Origin of the sequence: Nocardioides luteus (assembly GCF_000960475.2) — a bacterium.
Lineage (GTDB): Bacteria > Actinomycetota > Actinomycetes > Propionibacteriales > Nocardioidaceae > Nocardioides > Nocardioides luteus_A.
The window spans coordinates 43,905-61,818 of the sequence record NZ_JZDQ02000036.1 but is presented as its reverse complement, the minus strand read 5'-3'; the positions used below and the strand labels follow the sequence as shown (position 1 = coordinate 61,818).

At 69.6% G+C, this 17,914-nt stretch carries 18 protein-coding genes and 1 tRNA gene; 13 read left to right on the top strand and 6 right to left on the bottom strand.

Annotation, left to right across the window (positions count from 1 at the left end):
• A partial coding sequence (locus tag UG56_RS22190; protein WP_143055147.1) for a response regulator occupies positions 1-2,665 on the top strand: 2,665 nt, incomplete at its 5' end.
• Between the two features lie 76 nt (positions 2,666-2,741).
• Entirely contained in the window at positions 2,742-3,401 is a 660-nt protein-coding gene (locus tag UG56_RS22185) for a response regulator (protein ID WP_045550831.1), read from the top strand.
• Positions 3,402-3,411: 10 nt separating this feature from the next.
• On the opposite strand, the gene UG56_RS22180 is transcribed toward UG56_RS22185, so the two are convergent.
• From UG56_RS22180 to UG56_RS22170, 3 genes are read right to left on the bottom strand one after another with little or no spacing between them, the layout of a single operon-like run.
• Entirely contained in the window at positions 3,412-3,648 is a 237-nt protein-coding gene (locus tag UG56_RS22180) for a DUF6752 domain-containing protein (RefSeq protein WP_045550832.1), read from the bottom strand.
• Between the two features lies 1 nt (position 3,649).
• Positions 3,650-5,263, bottom strand: coding sequence for a mucin-5AC (locus tag UG56_RS22175; protein ID WP_045550833.1), 1,614 nt, complete (start codon positions 5,261-5,263; stop codon positions 3,650-3,652).
• Entirely contained in the window at positions 5,260-5,691 is a 432-nt protein-coding gene (locus tag UG56_RS22170) for an adenylyltransferase/cytidyltransferase family protein (RefSeq protein ID WP_045550834.1), read from the bottom strand. Before UG56_RS22170 ends, UG56_RS22175 begins: the two co-directional genes overlap by 4 nt.
• A gap of 233 nt (positions 5,692-5,924) precedes the next feature.
• On the opposite strand from UG56_RS22170, the gene UG56_RS22165 reads away from it, so the two are divergent.
• Entirely contained in the window at positions 5,925-6,701 is a 777-nt protein-coding gene (locus tag UG56_RS22165; RefSeq protein ID WP_045550835.1) for an alpha/beta fold hydrolase, read from the top strand.
• A 188-nt stretch (positions 6,702-6,889) separates the two neighbouring features.
• Entirely contained in the window at positions 6,890-7,492 is a 603-nt protein-coding gene (locus UG56_RS22160) for a hypothetical protein (RefSeq protein ID WP_052694001.1), read from the top strand.
• Positions 7,493-7,741: 249 nt separating this feature from the next.
• On the opposite strand, the gene UG56_RS22155 is transcribed toward UG56_RS22160, so the two are convergent.
• Positions 7,742-7,820 (bottom strand) — tRNA-Gln (locus UG56_RS22155).
• 181 nt (positions 7,821-8,001) lie between these two features.
• On the opposite strand from UG56_RS22155, the gene UG56_RS22150 reads away from it, so the two are divergent.
• Genes UG56_RS22150 through UG56_RS22140 form a run of 3 tightly spaced genes read left to right on the top strand, consistent with a single transcriptional unit; the run spans position 8,002 to position 10,278 of the window.
• On the top strand, positions 8,002-8,589 hold the full coding sequence (locus tag UG56_RS22150; RefSeq protein WP_045550836.1) for a GNAT family N-acetyltransferase: 588 nt from the start codon (positions 8,002-8,004) through the stop codon (positions 8,587-8,589).
• A gap of 34 nt (positions 8,590-8,623) precedes the next feature.
• A complete protein-coding gene (locus tag UG56_RS22145) occupies positions 8,624-9,733 on the top strand; it encodes an ATP-dependent DNA ligase (RefSeq protein ID WP_045550837.1) in 1,110 nt (369 codons plus the stop codon).
• A gap of 20 nt (positions 9,734-9,753) precedes the next feature.
• Positions 9,754-10,278 (top strand): hypothetical protein, encoded by a 525-nt coding sequence (locus tag UG56_RS22140; protein WP_045550838.1) that lies wholly within the window; start codon positions 9,754-9,756, stop codon positions 10,276-10,278.
• A 213-nt stretch (positions 10,279-10,491) separates the two neighbouring features.
• On the opposite strand, the gene UG56_RS22135 is transcribed toward UG56_RS22140, so the two are convergent.
• A complete protein-coding gene (locus UG56_RS22135; protein WP_045550839.1) occupies positions 10,492-11,577 on the bottom strand; it encodes a DNA polymerase domain-containing protein in 1,086 nt (361 codons plus the stop codon).
• A gap of 141 nt (positions 11,578-11,718) precedes the next feature.
• Here UG56_RS22135 and UG56_RS22130 point away from each other — a divergent pair, with 141 nt between their 5' ends.
• The 3 genes from UG56_RS22130 (at position 11,719) to UG56_RS22120 (ending at position 15,328) form a co-directional block, all read left to right on the top strand.
• Positions 11,719-12,984 (top strand): hypothetical protein, encoded by a 1,266-nt coding sequence (locus UG56_RS22130; RefSeq protein ID WP_218145263.1) that lies wholly within the window; start codon positions 11,719-11,721, stop codon positions 12,982-12,984.
• A gap of 123 nt (positions 12,985-13,107) precedes the next feature.
• Positions 13,108-13,992, top strand: coding sequence for a DUF4349 domain-containing protein (locus UG56_RS22125; protein WP_052693421.1), 885 nt, complete (start codon positions 13,108-13,110; stop codon positions 13,990-13,992).
• Positions 13,993-14,032: 40 nt separating this feature from the next.
• A complete protein-coding gene (locus UG56_RS22120) occupies positions 14,033-15,328 on the top strand; it encodes a GNAT family N-acetyltransferase (RefSeq protein ID WP_045548204.1) in 1,296 nt (431 codons plus the stop codon).
• Between the two features lie 3 nt (positions 15,329-15,331).
• Here UG56_RS22120 and UG56_RS22115 read toward each other — a convergent pair whose 3' ends face one another.
• Positions 15,332-15,775 (bottom strand): cysteine dioxygenase, encoded by a 444-nt coding sequence (locus UG56_RS22115; protein ID WP_256206830.1) that lies wholly within the window; start codon positions 15,773-15,775, stop codon positions 15,332-15,334.
• A gap of 109 nt (positions 15,776-15,884) precedes the next feature.
• On the opposite strand from UG56_RS22115, the gene msrB reads away from it, so the two are divergent.
• From msrB to UG56_RS22100, 3 genes are read left to right on the top strand one after another with little or no spacing between them, the layout of a single operon-like run.
• Positions 15,885-16,289, top strand: coding sequence for a peptide-methionine (R)-S-oxide reductase MsrB (gene msrB / locus UG56_RS22110; protein WP_045548203.1), 405 nt, complete (start codon positions 15,885-15,887; stop codon positions 16,287-16,289).
• An 18-nt stretch (positions 16,290-16,307) separates the two neighbouring features.
• Entirely contained in the window at positions 16,308-17,021 is a 714-nt protein-coding gene (locus UG56_RS22105; protein ID WP_084101427.1) for a sulfotransferase family protein, read from the top strand.
• Entirely contained in the window at positions 17,021-17,911 is an 891-nt protein-coding gene (locus UG56_RS22100) for an aminotransferase class IV (protein WP_045548202.1), read from the top strand. The genes UG56_RS22105 and UG56_RS22100 overlap by 1 nt, the downstream gene beginning before the upstream one ends.
• Positions 17,912-17,914 lie beyond the last annotated feature (3 nt).

The following is a 17,914-nucleotide window of genomic DNA, read 5'->3' as shown; positions in this document are numbered from 1 at the left end:
GAAGTCCACGGTCAACACCATGGTCGACCAGCTCTCCTCCTTCGCCGACGAGGTCACCCGCGTCGCCCGTGAGGTCGGCACCGAGGGCAAGCTGGGTGGCCAGGCCGAGGTCGCCGACGTCTCCGGCACCTGGCGCGGCCTGACGGAGAACGTCAACCAGCTCGCCTCCACGCTGACCACCCAGCTCCGCGCGATCGCCGAGGTCTCCGCCGCGGTCACCCAGGGCGACCTGAGCCGGCAGATCACCGTCGGCGCCGAGGGCGAGGTCGCCGAGCTGAAGGACAACCTCAACGAGATGATCGACTCGCTGCGGGAGACCACCAAGGCCAACGAGGACCAGGACTGGCTCAAGACCAACCTGGCCCGGTTCACCGGCCACATGCAGGGCGGGCGCGACCTGCTCGAGGTCGCCCGGCTGATCGTCTCCGAGCTGACCCCGCTGGTGGGTGCCCAGCAGGGCTCGATCTTCCTCACCGACCAGACCTCCGAGCACGGTGGCCCCAAGGTCCTGCGCCGGATCGCCTCCTACGGCTACCAGCCGAGCCCCGACGTCCCCGACGTCTTCGCGGTCGGCGAGGGTCTCGTCGGGCAGGCGGCGTACGACCGCCAGCCGATCATCGTGCGCGACGTCCCCGCCGGCTTCCTGCGGATCTCCTCCGGCCACGGCTCGGCCGCGCCGACCTCGATCGTGGTGCTCCCGGTGGTCTTCGAGGAGAAGGTGATCGGCGTCGTCGAGCTCGCCTCCTTCCGGCCGTTCAGCGCCGTCCACATGCAGTTCCTCGAGCAGCTCGCCGAGTCGATCGGGGTCTCGCTCAACGCGATCATGGCCAGCTCCCGCACCGAGGAGCTGCTGGTCGAGTCGCAGCGCCTCGCCGCCGAGCTGCAGGACAAGCAGGACGAGGGCGAGCGCCAGCAGGTGGAGCTGCAGCAGACCAACGCAGCGCTCGAGGAGAAGGCCCGCCAGCTCGCCGACCAGAACCAGGCGATCGAGATCAAGAACCTCGAGATCGAGGAGGCCCGGCGCGGCCTGGAGGAGCGCGCCGAGCAGCTCGCGCTCTCCTCGCGCTACAAGTCGGAGTTCCTGGCCAACATGTCGCACGAGCTGCGTACGCCGCTCAACTCGCTGCTCATCCTGGCCCGGCTGCTCTCCGACAACGTCGACGGCAACCTCAACGCCCGCCAGGTGGAGTACTCCCGCACGATCCACGGCGCCGGCACCGACCTGCTCCAGCTGATCAACGACATCCTCGACCTGTCCAAGGTCGAGGCCGGGAAGATGGACGTCCACGTCACCGACGTGGACGTGACCTCGGTGGTCGAGTACGTCGAGGCGACCTTCCGGCCGCTGACCGCGGAGAAGGACTTGGACTTCATCGTCGCCGTCGACCCCGACGTTCCCCGCCTGCTCCGCTCCGACCAGCACCGTCTGCAGCAGGTGCTACGCAACCTGCTCTCCAACGCGGTGAAGTTCACCGACAGCGGCGGCGTCCGGCTGCTGATCCGCAACGCCTCCGGCGAGCGCTTCTCCACGCGCAGCCTGCAGGAGGCCGACGCCGTGCTGGCGTTCTCGGTGGTCGACACCGGCATCGGCATCCCGCCCGAGAAGCTGAAGGTCATCTTCGAGGCGTTCCAGCAGGCCGACGGCACCATCAGCCGCAAGTTCGGCGGCACCGGTCTGGGTCTGTCGATCAGCCGCGAGGTGGCCCACCTCATCGGCGGCGAGATCCAGGTCAGGAGCGAGCCCGGGCACGGCAGCGCCTTCACCCTGTACGTCCCCAGGATCAGCTCCGAGAGCCTCGACACCCAGCCTGCCGCGCCCGCGGTCGGCGAGCCGGAGTCGGCAGGGCGCCGAGCCGACCTGCTCCTGCTGGTCATCAGCGGGGGCAGCGACGAGTCCGGTCCCGGCACCAGCGCCGTCGTGGAGGCCCTGTTCGGGTCGGTCGACGAGGTCGAGACCGTCTTCGGCTCCTCCCCCGAGGAGGCCCAGGCCGTCCTCGCCGACCGAGACGTCGACTGTGTCGTGCTGGACCTGCCTCTCGCGGACGGCGGCTTCGACGTGCTCCGCTGGATGCGCACCCACAAGCGCACCAAGGACGTCCCCGTCGTGCTGAGTAGGGTCGGCGAGGTGACCAGGGCCCAGCAGAGCCGGCTGAACAGGTACGCCGACGCGATGACCCTCAAGATGCCGACCACCACCGAGGAGGCGATCGACGACGTGAGCGTGTTGCTGGGCCGCACCGGGGTGCAGCTCCCCAGGACGTACGTCACGGAGCCGACGGACACCACCGGCCAGTTCGTCGGCCGGCGGATCCTGATCGTCGACGACGACGTACGCAACGTCTTCGCGCTCACCAGCGCGCTGGAGCAGCACGGCATCGACGTCCTCTACGCCGAGTCCGGTGAGGCCGGGATCGAGGCGCTGCAGCGGGAGCCGGGTGTCGATCTCGTGCTGATGGACATCATGATGCCGGGCATGGACGGTCTGACCGCGATGCGCCTGATCCGCGACATCCCGCAGTTCAAGAGCCTGCCGATGATCGCGCTGACGGCGAAGGCGATGACCGGTGACCGGGAGGACAGCATCGCCGCCGGCGCCTCGGAGTACATCACCAAGCCGGTCGACGTCGCCGACCTGCTCTCGCTGTTCCGGGTGTGGCTGTCATGAGCGAGCGCCAGCGAGCGACAATAGGCTTCAGGCCGCCGGTTCCGTATTCTCCGCATCTCGCTACGGAGGCGGCGGCATGAAGGAGACCTCCGTCGCCCCGTTGGGGGTCGCCACGGGCTCGCGGGCCAAGATCCTGCTGGTCGACGACCGGGCGGCCAACCTGGTCGCGCTCGAGGCCATCCTCGGCTCGCTCGACCAGACCCTGGTGCGCGCCGGCTCCGGCGAGGACGCCCTCCGCGCCCTGCTCCACGACGACTTCGCGCTGATCTTGCTCGACGCGCAGATGCCGGGCATGGACGGCTTCGAGACCGCCACCCGCATCAAGGCCCGGGAGCGCACCAAGGACGTCCCGATCATCTTCCTGACCGCCAACGACTTCGACACCCATCTCGCCTATCGCGGCTACGCGACCGGCGCCGCCGACTTCCTCGCCAAGCCCTTCGACCCGTGGCTGCTTCGTGCGAAGGTGCAGGTCTTCGTCGACCTGTGGCACGCCAGCCGCAAGCTCAGCACCCAGGCCGACCTGCTGCGGCGGTCACTGGACGAGCGCCGGTCCTCGGTGCCCGGCCGCGTCGACGTCGATGTCGTCGCCGATCTCCGTTCCCGCCTCGCGGGCGTGGAGGAGGCGGTCGCCGACCTGGACGTCGCTGCCGACATGGGCCCCGGGGGCGATGCCCGCCGGCGGCTGGGTCAGCGCCTCGACGACCTCAGGCAGGCCCTCGAGGCGTTGGGGTGATCAGCCCGGGTCAGATCTTCGACCGGTATTCGGCGAGGACCTTCTCCGCCTTCTCCTTGTCGGCGTCCTGCAGCGGGATGAGCAGCTCGGCGATCACGTCGGTGAGCTCGGCGACGCGCCGGTTGAGCTGACGCTGCTCCTGCACCTCGGCCTCGAGCGCCTCGATGCGGCGGACCAGCGAAGCACGCGTACGGGCCGCGTCGCGGGCACCGCGGGCGATGTTCTTGATGCCGGATTCGTCGGACATGTCAGTTTCCTTCTGCAGACTGCTGAGCCAGGTTGTGGAGCGAAGGCCAGGAGGCACGCATCCGCGCGACCCGCGGCAGCGGGTCCTCGAGCATGTCCCGGGCGTCGACGATCTCGAGATGCTCGACCACACCGCCGGCCGCCTCGATCTCGGCCTGGACGAGCACGGGGTCGACACGGCGTACGAGACCTTCGGGCTTCGGCTCGGGCAGGTTCTCACCGGTGGCCGCGAACTCGAGGTAGAGCTTGCCGCCGGCGGGGCGCAGGGCCATCTTCGACAGGGTCCAGAGCTGGTGTCGGGCCGCCTCGTCGAGGCAGCCGATCAGGTCGCGGGCGTAGAGGTGGTGCGGGTCGCGGGCCAGCCGCGCGCCCAGCGTCAGCGTCGAGCGGAGCTCGCCGAGGATGAGCTGGTCGGAGACCAGCGGGAGGTTGTGGCGCTCGGCCCGGCGGCGCACGGCGGCCACCGCGGCGCGGGAGAAGTCCACCGAGCGCACCGGGTGTCCCTTGCGGGCGAAGAAGCGACCGTCGCGGCCGATCGCGCCGGAGCCGAGGTCGACCACCTTCGCGCCCTCGGGAAGCTGCTTGGCGACCTGCGTCGCGAAGTAGGACTGCTTGGTCTCGAGCTCGCTGCCGTGGGTGTTGTGGAACTCGGTCCAGAACCCCATGTCGGTGCGGAAGCCGCGCAGCCAGCCGTCCAGGCGGCGTACGCCGGCCGGCGGGTCCGCGTACTTGAACGACGGGTCCGGGGTGCGCCACTTCGGGCCGTAGATGAAGGCCAGCATCTCCTCGGGCTCGGCGGGAGCCGGGAAGTCGTAGCCGTGCAGGTTGATCGTCGAGACCGGCACGATCGCCTCGCGGCGCAGCCGGCCGGAGCGGTTGCCGAGCTGGTAGAAGACCGGCTCGCCGTCCTTGTCGGGCACGTAGAACGCCACGAAGATGTCGATGTGCACCTTGCGGCCGTCGGAGACCTCGAGCAGCACCTTGATGTCGCCGCCGGACATCCGCAGGATGCTCCAGCCGCGCTCGCGCATGGTGCGCTCGATGGCGTACGACTCGGTGATGATGTCGGCCGGGAAGGTGTGCTTGGAGAGGTAGCAGACGTCGGTGTCGGAGTCGTGGCCGAGCATCCGGCCCTCGCGGATCGCACCGAGCAGCGCACCGTAGTTGAGGTAGGCCTCGACGCCGACGACGTCGCGGAGGTCGGCGAGGACGCGCTGGGTGCCCTCGAGGATCTCGGCGCGGATGCTTTCGTCGGTGGCCTCGAACGAGCGGGTCAGGTGGCCGACCTTGTCGACGCTGAGCGGGTGGCCGCTGCCGTCGACGATCGAGATGGCTCCCTCGCGGGTGCCGAGGGAGACCTTCTCCTCGAAGAGCACCTCACCGTCGTAGTCGGCGATGGTGATCGTCGCGGAGCCGTTCAGGAACCGGGTGAGCACGGTCGGCCAGGGCACCATGGTGCCGCCGTCGACCGCGTGGCCGTCGCGGTCGGGGGTCAGGGACCAGACGTATTGACCGTCGACGGAGAGGACCAGGACCGGCGTCGAAGAGTTCCGGACGAGGACACCCTCGTCGGAGATCTCGAACTGTCCGCCGGAGGTGGGGGCACTGACGGTCACGAGACCTGGGCGCCTTCTCGCGCGATCGCCTTCCGCAGGGCGGTGCTGCTGGTCTGGAGCGTGTAGGGGAAGTAGACGACCTCGACACCGACCGACGCCATCTTCTTCTCGAGCGCGTCGCCCTTCTCGGTGCCCTTCCAGTCATCGCCCTTGAAGAGGTGGGTGAACCCGACCTCACGCCAGGAGTCGACCTTGTCGGTGGTGCGCTCGGCGTAGACCGCGTCCACGATCCCGATCGCCTCGACGATCTCCAGCCTCTCGACGAGCGGGACGGTCGGGATGATCCCCTTCGTCGTCTCGCAGACCTCGTCGGAGACCACACCCGCGATCAACGTGTCGCAGCGCTCTCGCGCCTGGCGCAGCATGTTGAGGTGACCGATGTGGAAGAGATCGAACACGCCAGGTACGTAACCGATGACCGGTCCCATGCCCACGCTTCCTCCAAGTGTTTGTCGATTAGTTTGGGCGACTTTACACCCTGCTCCCCCACGACCTCGAGATGAGGCCAGTATCCATACCACCCTGCGCATCTCCGCAATCACCAACGCGACACGCGGACGTGCACAGGAAGCCCGGCGACCTTACACGAAGATGAACGGCGCATGGCCATTGTTGCCCGATGTGTCAAGCCGAAACGCGGCTGCTGAGCTAGCGTCGAAGCATGGATGTCGTGGAGATCGACGGGCTCAATCTCGCGTTCCGGCGGGCCGGGAACGGACCCGCGGTGGTGTTCGTCCACGGCGGCGCCGAGGACGGTCGCACGTGGTCCCCGCAGCTCGACGCTCTTGCCGACGAGTTCACCGTCATCGCGTGGGACGAGCCGGGAGCCGGCGGATCCTCCGACGTACCCGCGGGCTTCGGGTTGAGCGACTACGCCGACTCCCTGGCCGGCCTGATCCGCGCGCTGGACGTCTCCCCGTGCACCCTTGTCGGGATCTCCTGGGGAGTGACCGTCATCCTCGAGCTGTACCGCCGCCACCCCGAGGTGGTGCGGAGCCTGGTCCTCGCGGACGGCTACGCCGGCTGGCGCGGCTCGCTCGGCGCCGATGAGGCCGACGCCCGCCTCGCCGGCCTCCGCGATCAGCCGGCCGACAGCTTCGACCCGACCCTCCCCGGCCTCTTCGCCGGCCCTCCGCCGGCGCAGTTCATGCCTCTGATGGAGGCGATATCAGCCGACGTACGCCGCCACAGCATGCTCACCGCCCTGACCGCGATGGCTCACGCCGACCTGAACGACGTGCTCGACACCATCCGGGTGCCCACCCAGCTCATCTGGGGCGCCCTCGACGCCCGCTCGCCCTTGTCGGTCGCCCACGAGTTCCGGCGCCGGATCCCGGGCGCCGACCTCGCCGTCATCCCCGGCTGCGGCCACGTCAGCAACCTCGAGGCGCCCCAGGCGTTCAACGACGTCCTCCGCTTCTTCCTCCGCCGCACATGACGTCGTCGTTCACGGGTACCGATCCGAGCATCGGCGTTCATCCTGCGTGCCACTCGAGGTGACCACGCCTCCCCAGGAAGGCCAACCGCGTGAAACCAGCTGATGTTGTGGTTCCTGCTGACGACCGTCCGAGCAGGCACGGACTGGCTCACGCCGTCACCGGCTCGATGGCGCGAACGGGCGGCCGTGTGCTGCAGACCGCCGTCGACGTACTCGCCCGCCTGCGCCCCGCCGACAAGCCCCTGCACCCGCACGGCACGGTGCGCCTGGCCGTGCTGCGGCGACACCCGGGGGCCACCACTGGCGCCGCGTTCCTCGATGAAGGTGGGTCGCACGAGGTGGTGGTACGACTCTCCCGCGCAGTGGGCCTGCCCGAGCCGGTGCCCGATGTCAACGGACTCGCCTTGCGCGTTCCCACCAGCCGCGGTGAGCACGCCGACCTCCTGCTCGCCACCACCGGGCACGGTCGATGGACCCGATTCCTGCTGGCTCCCAGGACCCGTCTCTCCGACGGGTTCTTCAGCACGCTGCTCCCGTACCGCACGCCCACCGGGCCGGTCTGGCTCGGAGCGCAGCTCGTCGGCGAGGCCACGTGGCAACTGGTGTGGGCACGGCCAGGCACGGACTGGAAGTCATTCGCGATGCTCGAGCTGACCACCGAGTCCGACCGCGACCCCCTGCTCTCCTTCGACCCGACCCGCTCGACACCACCCGGGCTCGAGATCTACGAATGGCACCGCCGCCTACGCGCGCCCGCGTATGAGACGGCACGGCAGTCGCGAGCCCGGTAGAGCGGCGGTCGACGCCGATTCACCTGTCTGGCGTTCAAGAGCGCCTCATTGCTGATCGCGCCACGTACCGGTCCATTCATAGAGCGGGGCACTGGTGGCGTACTCACGGAGGTAGGCGAGGCGATCGCCACGGAGCCTCGCGATGGCCGGCCTGGCCTCGCCAGCTGCAAACGCAGTCATCGGTCAGCGTGGCCAGCACCGCGTCGATGTCATAGCCTGATCTGCCGATGCGCAGGTTACGAAACACTGCTCCCCGGGTAGGAGTCGAACCTACGTCGCTAGTCCTGATTCAAAGTCAGGCGGGCCCTGCCGGCAGACCAACCGGGGAACGTACGCCGAAACGCACGGGACAACTGTAGACGGCACAGGCTGCGCTCACCGCACTGACTCAGCATGATCCGGCACCGGACTGGGCGGAGCGCGCTATCGTCGAATCACCGCCCCCGTGTCGCACGCGTCTCCTCGTCGCGTTGTCGGCGGATGCGACACATCCTTTCGAGGAGCTCACGTTGGCTGATGAAGTCACGATCGATGGTTCGACCATTCGTACGTCGCGGGTGCGGCTTCGGCCATGGCGCGAGGACGACGCCCCTGCGGCACTCGAGATCTACGGCAGTGCCCAGGTCTCCCGCTGGCTGGCGCCGGCCATGGAACGGGTCACCGACCACGACTCCATGCTGTCGACGATCAGCAGCTGGCTCGCAGCACCTCCCGGACCTGCCGGCCGAGCGAGCGGCCGATGGGCGGTCGAGGAGATCGAGAGCGGACGTGTCGCGGGATCGGCACAGATCCTTCCGCTCCCTCCGGAGGACGAAGACCTGGAGGTGGGCTACCAGCTCGCCCCCTGGGCATGGGGACGGGGACTGGGCTCGGAAGCCGGGCACGCCCTCGCCCACTACGCGTTCGCCAACGGCGAGGAGGAGATCTTCGCCGTCGTACGACCCGGGAACGAGCACGGCATCCGCGCGGCTCGCCGCATCGGCATGGACTGGGTCGGGGAGACGGAGAAGTACTACGACCTGAGGCTTCAGGTCTACCGCCTGCGCACCAGCGACCTGGACATGTCCGTGCTCAACCCGAGTCCCGTCGAACGCTGACGCGGGCGGCGCGAAGATCGCCTACCGTGAGCACGTGGACCTTCCCGTGATGCCGCCGATCCTGCCGATGCTCGCGAAGCCCGTGAAGGGCGTGCCGACGGACGGAGGCTATGCGTTCGAGCCCAAGTGGGACGGGTTCCGGTGCATCGTGTTCAAGGACGGCGACGAGGTGGAGCTGGCCTCGCGCAACACCAAGCCGCTGACGCGCTACTTCCCCGAGGTCGTGGAGGCGCTCCGCACAACGCTGCCGGAGAAGATCGTGCTCGACGGGGAGATCTTCGTGGCGATCGGCAACCGGCTGGAGTTCGAGGTGCTGCAGCAGCGGATCCACCCGGCGGCGTCCCGGATCACGCTGCTGGCGAAGGAGACACCGGCTGCGTACGCGGCCTTCGATCTGCTCGCGGTCGGCGAGGAGAGCTTCCTGGAGAAGCCGCTGACCGAGCGGCGGGCGGCGCTCGAGGAGGTCTTCACGACGGTGGCCTCCGACAACGTCCATCTGTGCACGACGACGACCGACCCCGAGATGGCCCAGGACTGGTTCACCCGGTTCGAGGGCGCCGGGCTGGACGGGGTGATCGCCAAGCCGCTGGACGCGCCCTACTCCCCCGACAAGCGGACGATGCTGAAGATCAAGCACTCGCGTACGGCCGACGTGGTCGTGGCGGGTTACCGCGAGCACAAGACGTCGACGCCGGAGAAGCCGCTGCTCGGGAGCCTGCTGCTGGGCCTGTACGCCCCCGGGGAGGACGGGCAGCCGGAGCTGCAGCACATCGGCGTCTCGGCCTCCTTCACCGCCGCGCGACGCGCCGAGCTGTGGCAGGAGATGCAGGAGCTGGTCGTCCCCATCGAGGAGCACCCCTGGGGCCGCTGGCAGGAGTTCCTGACCGCCAACCCCGACCGCGTCCCCGGCACCCAGAGCCGCTGGTCGCAGGGGAAGGACCTGTCCTTCACGCCGCTGCGCCCGGAGCGGGTTGTCGAGGTGGGCTACGACCACATGGAGGGACGCCGGTTCCGGCACACCGCGCAGTTCAAGCGCTGGCGCCCCGACCGCGACCCGGAGTCGTGCGGCTACGAGCAGCTCGAGGAACCCGTGGCATACGATCTGTCGGAAGTGCTCGGTGGTCCTGCTGAACAGCACCGTTAAATCCGGCTAGGGTCGGTGGCATGAGCTACGACGTCGTTCTCCTTGTCGAGCAGGCGATCACCCTCGACGACGCGACCCGGGTCCACTCCCTCCACGAGGGAGTCGAGGACCCGGTCTACCACGTGCTGCTGCCCCTGGAGGACGCCGCCGCACGGATCGAGTCGGCGATGGGCACGCTCAGCGCGGCCGAATACCTCGGCTCGGCCATGATGATGAACGAGGTCGACCTCGACGCGGTGCGCGAGGAGGCCAAGGAAGAGGCCGAGAAGGCGCTCGAGCAGACCCTGAAGGTCCTGAAGAGCTCCGGCGCCTCCGCCCACGGCGAGCTCGTCCAGGACCCGGTCAAGGCGCTGCGCGCCAAGGTTGCGGAGGTCGACGGTCGAGAGGCGATCATCATGACCCGGCCGCACGTGGTCGCCGAGTTCTTCCACGTCGACTGGACCCACCAGGCCCGCCGCCACCTCCACGTCCCGGTGCTGCACCTGATCGAGCACGAGAACTTCGACGAACAGGCCGGCGAGGGCGAAGGAATCAACGGAATGTGAGGCGTTTCGCCTCCATTACCGCGAAATCCGCAAATGTGACAGAGGGCACACGAAAGGTTACCGCTCTGTTACCGGGTTCCCGTGGCAGTTGTGGACCGCATTCCCCTAGGATCTTGGGGTTCGCTGTTCCGGGGGGATCCAGCGACAAGGAAGTGCCTGCTCGTGCGATCGGGGGATCCGCGCTGAGCGGGCACTTCTGCTATTTCCCGCCGACTACGTGTCGCCGATCCGGTTGCCCTCCTCGTCCCAGTGGGACGCGACCTTCTTGCTCGGCTGCACCCGCGGCGGCTCCCCCGGCATCTTCGGGTAGTCGGGCGGGAAGTTGAGCTCACCCCCGGGCAGCTTCTCCCACAGCTCGAGCAGAGGCGTGAGGTCGTACGCCTCGTCGTCGATCTGTGCCCAGCGGTCGCCGTCGGCGAGGAGGTCGGGGACGGTGAAGAGGTTGAGCTCGCGCGGATCCTTCAGGTCGGCCAGCTCCTCCCAGGTGAGCGGCGTCGAGACCGGTGCGCCGGGCTTGGGACGCAGCGAGTACGCCGAAGCGATCGTCCGGTCCCGGTTGTTCTGGTTGAAGTCGACGAAGATGCGCTCCCCGCGCTCCTCCTTCCACCACGCGGTGGTCACTCCCCCGTCACGGCGCTCCAGCTCGCGGCCGAAGCCGATCGCGGCGTGGCGCAGCTCCTCGAAGGTCCACTCCGGGCGGATGCGTACGTAGATGTGGACGCCGCGGTTGCCGCTGGTCTTCGCGAAACCGCGCAGGCCGAGCTCCTCGAGGGTCTCCCGGGCAACGCCGGCGACCCGCACGACGTCGGCGAAATCGGTGCCCGGCTGGGGGTCGAGGTCGATGCGCAGCTCGTCGGGGTGGTCGACGTCCGCGCGGCGGACCGGCCACGGGTGGAAGGTGAGCGTGCCCATCTGGGCGCACCAGACCGGGATCGCGAGTTCGGTGGGGCAGATCTCTCGCGCCTTACGCCCGCTCGGGAAGGTGATCTCGACCTCCTCGAGGTAGTCGGGGGCACCCTTGGGCGTGCGCTTCTGGTAGAAGCCGTCGCCCTCCTTGTCGGTCGGGCCGGTGGCCAGCTTCATGCCCTCACGCCAGCCGTCGGGCCAGCGCTCCAGGGCGGTCGGGCGCTCGCGCAGCGCCCGCATCAGCGGATCGCCGACCGTCGCGAAGAACTCCGCGACCATCAGCTTGGTGACCTCCGGGGTGCGGTCGGTCGCCTCGTAGATCACCCGGTCGGGGCTGGAGATCCGCACCTCGCGCTCGCCTGCCTGCACGTGTGCCGCCGGTGTCTTCGCCATGGCGCCAACCTAGCCCGCCCCAGGCCCCTCCCCTACCGAAATCGCCCGGACGAGTTCCGCAACTCGCTGGCCAGTACGTCTCGGGACCGGCATGATCCCCTGCAACGTTCGGCGCTCGCCACGATCTCGGAGGACCCCCACATGTCGACTCGAACCACGGCACTGACCGCCGCCACGGCGGCTCTGGCCGCCACCCTCACCCTCGGCCTCACCGGCGCGCCCGCGACCGCGAGCGCCGGCCCGGCCTGCGGGACCGTCGCCTCGCCCGACACGCGGGTGGAGCACTCCCGGCTCGCCGACCCGGTCGTGACCGACATCCTGACCCGCTCCGGGTTCGACGACGTCGCCGGTGCGCTGCGGACGACCCTGTGCGCGGCGCGCGACAGCAGGGCCGCCACCGCTGCGGCACGGCTCGCCGGCCAGGCGCTGTGGCAGCGCGCGGTCGACCGGGTGCAGGGTCGCGGCGACGCCGGCGGCGACCTGCCACGGAGTGACGACCGGCCGCTCTACTGGGCCCGACTGGCGGGCGAGCTGGAGATCGCCCGCGTGGCCCCGGGATTCCCGACCTGGTCCGAGGACGCCCGGGCGAAGGTGCTGGCAGCCTTCGACCGGAGCTCACGCGGGATCGAGTCAACCGCCTTCGCGGGCGGTGAGGCCGGCCGGTCACGGCAGGTGCTGGCCTCCGGCTTCGACCCGTTCACCCTCGATCGCAACATCCGCCAGTCGAACCCGTCCGGGGCGACGGCCCTGGCGATGGACGGGCGCGTCGTACAGACGGCGAAGGGTCCCGTCGAGATCCAGACCGTGGTGTTCCCGGTGCTGTGGGAACCGTTCGCCCAGGGCATCGTCGAGCGCGCCTTCCTGCCGCACCTGGTCCCCGGCAGGCGTGACGTGGACACGGCCATCACCATCAGCCAGGGCCGCGCGGGCCGCTTCGACCTCGAGGTCTGGAACGGTGCCCATCGCGGCACCTTCCCCGACAACGACCGGGTCAGCGTCAACGAGACCATCCCGATCCCCGAGGACGTTCCTCACGCCGACCCGCAGCCGCAGTGGACGCGGACCACGCTGCCGGTCGAGGCGATGAAGGCGGCCGTGCCCGGCACCTTCCCGGTGAACATCAACCGGGTCGTCACCGAGATCCCGGCCGGGTCGACCTCGCCGGTCACCCGCGAGGATCCGACGCCGGGCTCCACAGCGGTCGCCGGTGGCGGCGGTGACTACCTGTCCAACGAGTCGGCCTACCGCACCACCGCCCTCCGCGACGCGCTCGAGGCCGGCACCAAGCAGGGTCACATCCACGTTCCCGTCCTCGACGGGGACGCCACCGGCGAACCGCTGCCCGGCATGCGGGCCGACATCGTGGCGCAGGCCGTCGCTCTGGTCGCCGCTGCGGCGACGAGCTGATCCGGAGACGGCCTGAAGAGATGGCCCGAAGGAACTAGCCGTCTGCCGCACCGTTTTCATGCCCCCGGGCGTACTGAGGGCATGAAAACAGCAAAGGTCAGGCCTATCTCGGGTGCGGCCCTTGTGATTGTCAGCATCTTCGCCCTCGGCGCCTGCGGCGGGTCGAGCGGAGCCGACGAGTCCTCCGCCGACTCCGGATCGGCCACGTCGCTCTCCGACACGTCGGCTGGGAAGGCGGCCCCGGAGGTGGCGGAGCCCGACGCGGCGGCACCGAAACAGGCCGTGATGAAGGCGTCGGTCATCTCCACCGGCTCGGTCGCGCTCAGCGCGAAGGACGTCGGAAAGACACGTACGCAGGTGCAGCACGTCTCCGACAGGTATGCCGGCCAGGTCACCGAGCAGGAGACCAGCGACAGCGACGACGACGGCCCACGCCATGCCCGGATGGTCCTGCGGATCCCGTCGAAGTCCTTCGACGAGGCGATGGCCGACCTGGAGGAGACCGCCACCCTCGTCGACTCCAACACCACCTCCACCGACGTCACCACCGAGGTCGTCGACACCGAGGTGCGGGTGAAGAACGCCCGGACGAGCATCGAGAGGATCCGTACGCTCCTCTCCCGTGCCGAGCGGATCGGCGACGTCATCTCGATCGAGTCGGAGCTCGCCCGGCGGGAGGCGGACCTCAACTCGCTGCTCGCCCAGCAGGCCGCCCTCGAGGACCAGACCTCGTTGTCGACCATCACCGTCGACATCGACCGGGCCGGTCCCGGTGGCTCCGACGACGACGCCGGTTTCCTGTCCGGGCTGAGCGCCGGCTGGGAGGCCCTGGGTGCCTCGGCCCGCGTCCTCGCGGTCGCCCTCGGCGCCGTCATCCCGTGGGCGCCGGTCGTCCTGCTCGTCCTCGTGCCCTTCTGGCTCCTCAACCGACGCCGGAAGCAGGCGGCCGGGCCGGTGGCCGGGTCGGTCGCCGGGCCGGTGCCGGCCGACGGGCCGACGGAGGAATAACCGGTCGAGATCGGGGTGCTCGGCGGCGTACGTTCTGATCATGAGCGCGCTCGAGCACCCCGGTCTCGTCTTCCGCAGCCTCGACCCGTTCGACGGGGACGAGGCCCTGCTGAAGGGGTGGTACGAAGCGACGCGACGTGGCTTCCACCAGTCCCGCGGCAACGACGACGGGATCCAGGTCTGGCGCGACCACACCCGCAACGACTCGGTGACGCTGCTGGGCGCGTGGACGGAGAGCACGGAGTTCTCCTCGGCCACCATCCCGGTCGCGACCTTCTCCTCGTGGACCTCGCCGATCAACGTCAGCGGCGGCGCCAGTCTGCCGGCGCTGCTGATCAGCGACGTGACCGTCTCTCCCACCCACCGGCGCCAGGGGCTGCTGCGCAAGCTGATGACGGTCTCCCTCGCCGACGCGGTCGCCTCGGGGGTGCCGCTGGCGGCGCTGACGGTCTCCGAGGGCTCGATCTACGGGCGCTTCGGGTTCGGCACCGCCACCCACCTGCGCCACATCGAGGTGGATGTGACCGCGAAGTTCCGCTACCGCCCCGAGGTGCCCGCCGACGACGGTTCGGTGACGCTGATCGAGCCTGCCGACGCCTGGAAGACGGTCGCCGAGATCTACGCGACGTTCCAGGAGCGCACCCGCGGCTCGGTCACCCGGCCACAGTTCTACGAGCCGTGGCTCTCCAGCGCCTACGACTTCGACGGCGACTCGAAGGGCGAGTCGAAGCAGCGCGCCGTGCTGCACCTGGACGCCTCCGGCACGCCTGACGGTTACGCCATCTACAAGACCGCCGACGAGCGCAACGACTCCGGGCTGCGGATGGCGCGGGTCGTCGACCTGGTGGCGCTCACCCCGGCGGCCTACCTGCGGCTGTGGCGGTTCCTCGCCGACATCGACCTCGTCGAGCGCGTCGCCTGGCGCCGGGCACCGGTCCAGGACCCGCTCTACTGGGCGCTCGCCGAGCCGTTCGCGGTCAAGAGCGCCGAGCTCGACGACATGCTGTGGATGCGCGTGCTCGACGTGCCGGCCGCCCTGCAGGCCCGACCCTGGTACGCCGCCGGCGAGATCGTCCTCGGCGTGGACGACCCGCTCGGGCACGCTGCCGGCGCCTGGCGGATCGCGGTCCGCGACGGCCTGGCCGAGGTCACCCCGACCGACGCCGCCCCGACCGTGGAGCTGGCCGCCGACACCCTCGGCGCCCTGTATCTCGGCGGCGTCGACGTACGCACCCTGGCGGCCGCCGGCCGGGTCACCGGCTCGCCCGAGGCGATCGAGGCCTGGGCGGCGATGGCCGACGGCGGCCCGCTGCCCTACTGCATCACGGGCTTCTGAGCATCAGGCGCGTCCGGGCTCGGCGCCGATCAGCGTGATCCGGTCGCCGAGAAAGCGGTAGTTGTGCATCGCGTCCAGCCTCGGCGCGTACGCGTGCAGGCTGATCGCCGGGCGCGAGCCGACGTTGCGTACGTCATGGACGTGGCCGGCGGCGTGCGCCCGGGCGTCGCCGGGGCCGATGTCGGCGATCTGCAGTCCCCCGAGCCAGTTGTGCTCGACCAGGCTGCCCTGGAGGACGGTGAAGGCGGTGGTCGCGGTGCCGTGGTCGTGGAACCCGGTGCTGGCGCCGGGGGCCCAGACGATCATCCAGACCTCGACGTCGTCGTCGCGGCGCAGCAGGTGGAACTCGCGCCCGGTCACGGGCACCTGGACCCGGGCGAGCAGGTCCTCGTCGTCGGCGTAGGTGCGGATGGCGTCCAGCAGGGGCTGCATGGCAAGTGCGGTCAAGGTGGCCTCCTCCAGAAGCGTCGTACGTTTAAGTATAGTAGTTTGCTCGACTTTGGCAACGGCTCTGGCAATGGCGGGCCGCTCCCACCCCAGACGTACCATTTCAACCATGGGTTACAACGTGGAGAAGTCCGACGAGGAGTGGCGCGCAGAGCTGTCGCCCGAGGAGTACGCGGTGCTGCGCCAGGCGGGCACCGAACGGGCGTTCACGGGTGAATACACCGACACCGAGACCAAGGGCGTCTACTCGTGCAAGGCCTGCAAGGCCAAGCTCTTCGAGTCCGACACCAAGTTCCACTCCGGTTGCGGCTGGCCGTCGTTCTACCAGCCGATCTCGGACACGGTCGAGTACGTCGAGGACAAGTCGCACGGGATGGACCGGGTGGAGGTCCGCTGCGCCAACTGCGGCTCCCACCTCGGCCACGTCTTCCCCGACGGCTACGGCACCCCGACCGGTGACCGGTTCTGCATCAACTCGATCTCGATCTCGCTGGAGCCTGCAGACCCGGCCTGATCCGGCTAGCGTGGCGCCGTGACGGTGCGCATCGCGATGTGGTCGGGACCCAGAAACCTCTCCACGGCGCTGATGCGCTCGTTCGAGAACCGGCCCGACTGCACGGTCGTCGACGAGCCGCTGTACGCCGCCTACCTCTCGGCCACCGGCCTCGACCATCCGGGGCGCGACGACGTGCTCGCCTCGCAGCCGAACGACTGGCGGGTGGTGGCCAAGGAGATCACGTCCGGGCCGGTCGGCTCGGCGGTGCAGTACCAGAAGCACATGACCCACCACCTCCTCCCGGAGATGGACCACGGCGCCTTCGCCGGGCTCTCGCACGCGTTCCTGGTCCGCGACCCGGAGCGGGTGCTGACCTCGTACGCGAAGGTCCGCGAGGAGCCGACGCTGGAGGACCTCGGGCTGCCGCAGCAGGTGGCGCTCTTCGAGGAGTTCGGCGGGCCGGTGGTCGACGCCGCCTCGATCCTGGCCTCGCCGCGGGCCGCTCTCGTCGGACTGTGCGAGGCGTTGGGGATCGAGTTCGACGAGGCGATGCTGTCGTGGCCGGCGGGCCGGCGCGACTCCGACGGGGTGTGGGCCCCGCACTGGTATTCAGGCGTGTGGGCGTCGACCGGTTTCGCGGCCTCCTCCCCCGGCGCGGCCGACCCGCTGCCCTCGCGCCTGGCGCCGCTGCTGGAGCGCTGCCTGCCCTACTACGATCGTCTCGCCCCCTATGTCATGAAAGTTGACTGATGCTGCAGACATACGACCCCCGCAACGACGACCTCCAGGTCTGGATCAACGGCGAGCTCAGCCACCGCCTGGAGGCGCGGATCTCGCCGTTCGACTCGCTCGCCCAGGGTGGCGACGGGGTCTGGGAGGGCCTGCGGCTCACCCAGGGCCGCATCTTCAAGCTCTCCGAGCACCTGCTCCGGCTGCGGCGTTCGGCACGGGCCATGGCCTTCTCCGACATCCCGTCCGACGAGTTCATGACCCAGGCGATCCGGGAGTGCCTGGCGGCCAACGGGATGCGGGACGACGTCCACATCCGGCTCACGCTCTCGCGCGGGGTGAAGGTCACCTCCGGCATGGATCCGCGGCTCAACCAGTCGGGTCCCACGCTGATCGTGCTGGCGGAGTTCAAGTCGCCGGTCTACGACGACTCCGGGATCACGCTGATCACCGCGGCGCAGCGCCGTCCTCGCGCCGACATGCTCGACCCGAAGATCCACCACAACAACCTGATCCCCTCCATCCTGGCCAAGGTCGAGGCCAACAGCGCCGGCGCCGACGACGCGCTGATGCTCGATGACCTGGGTTTCATCGCGGAGACGAACGCCACCCACTTCTTCCACGTACGCGACGGCGTGCTGCGCACCTCGACGACCCGGGCGTGCCCCGAGGGGATCACCCGGGCCACCGTCCTGGAGCTCGCCGCCGACCTCGGCCTGCCGGTGGACGTCGGTGACTTCTCACTCACCGACGCCCACACGGCCGACGAGGCCTTCGTCACCGGCACGATGGGCGGTATCACCCCGGTCGTCTCCCTCGACGGCCGCCCGATCGAGCGCGGGCCGGTGACCCAGCAGCTCGCCAAGGCGTACGCGGACCTGCAGGCGACCTCGGGGACGGTCGTCGTCTAGGCC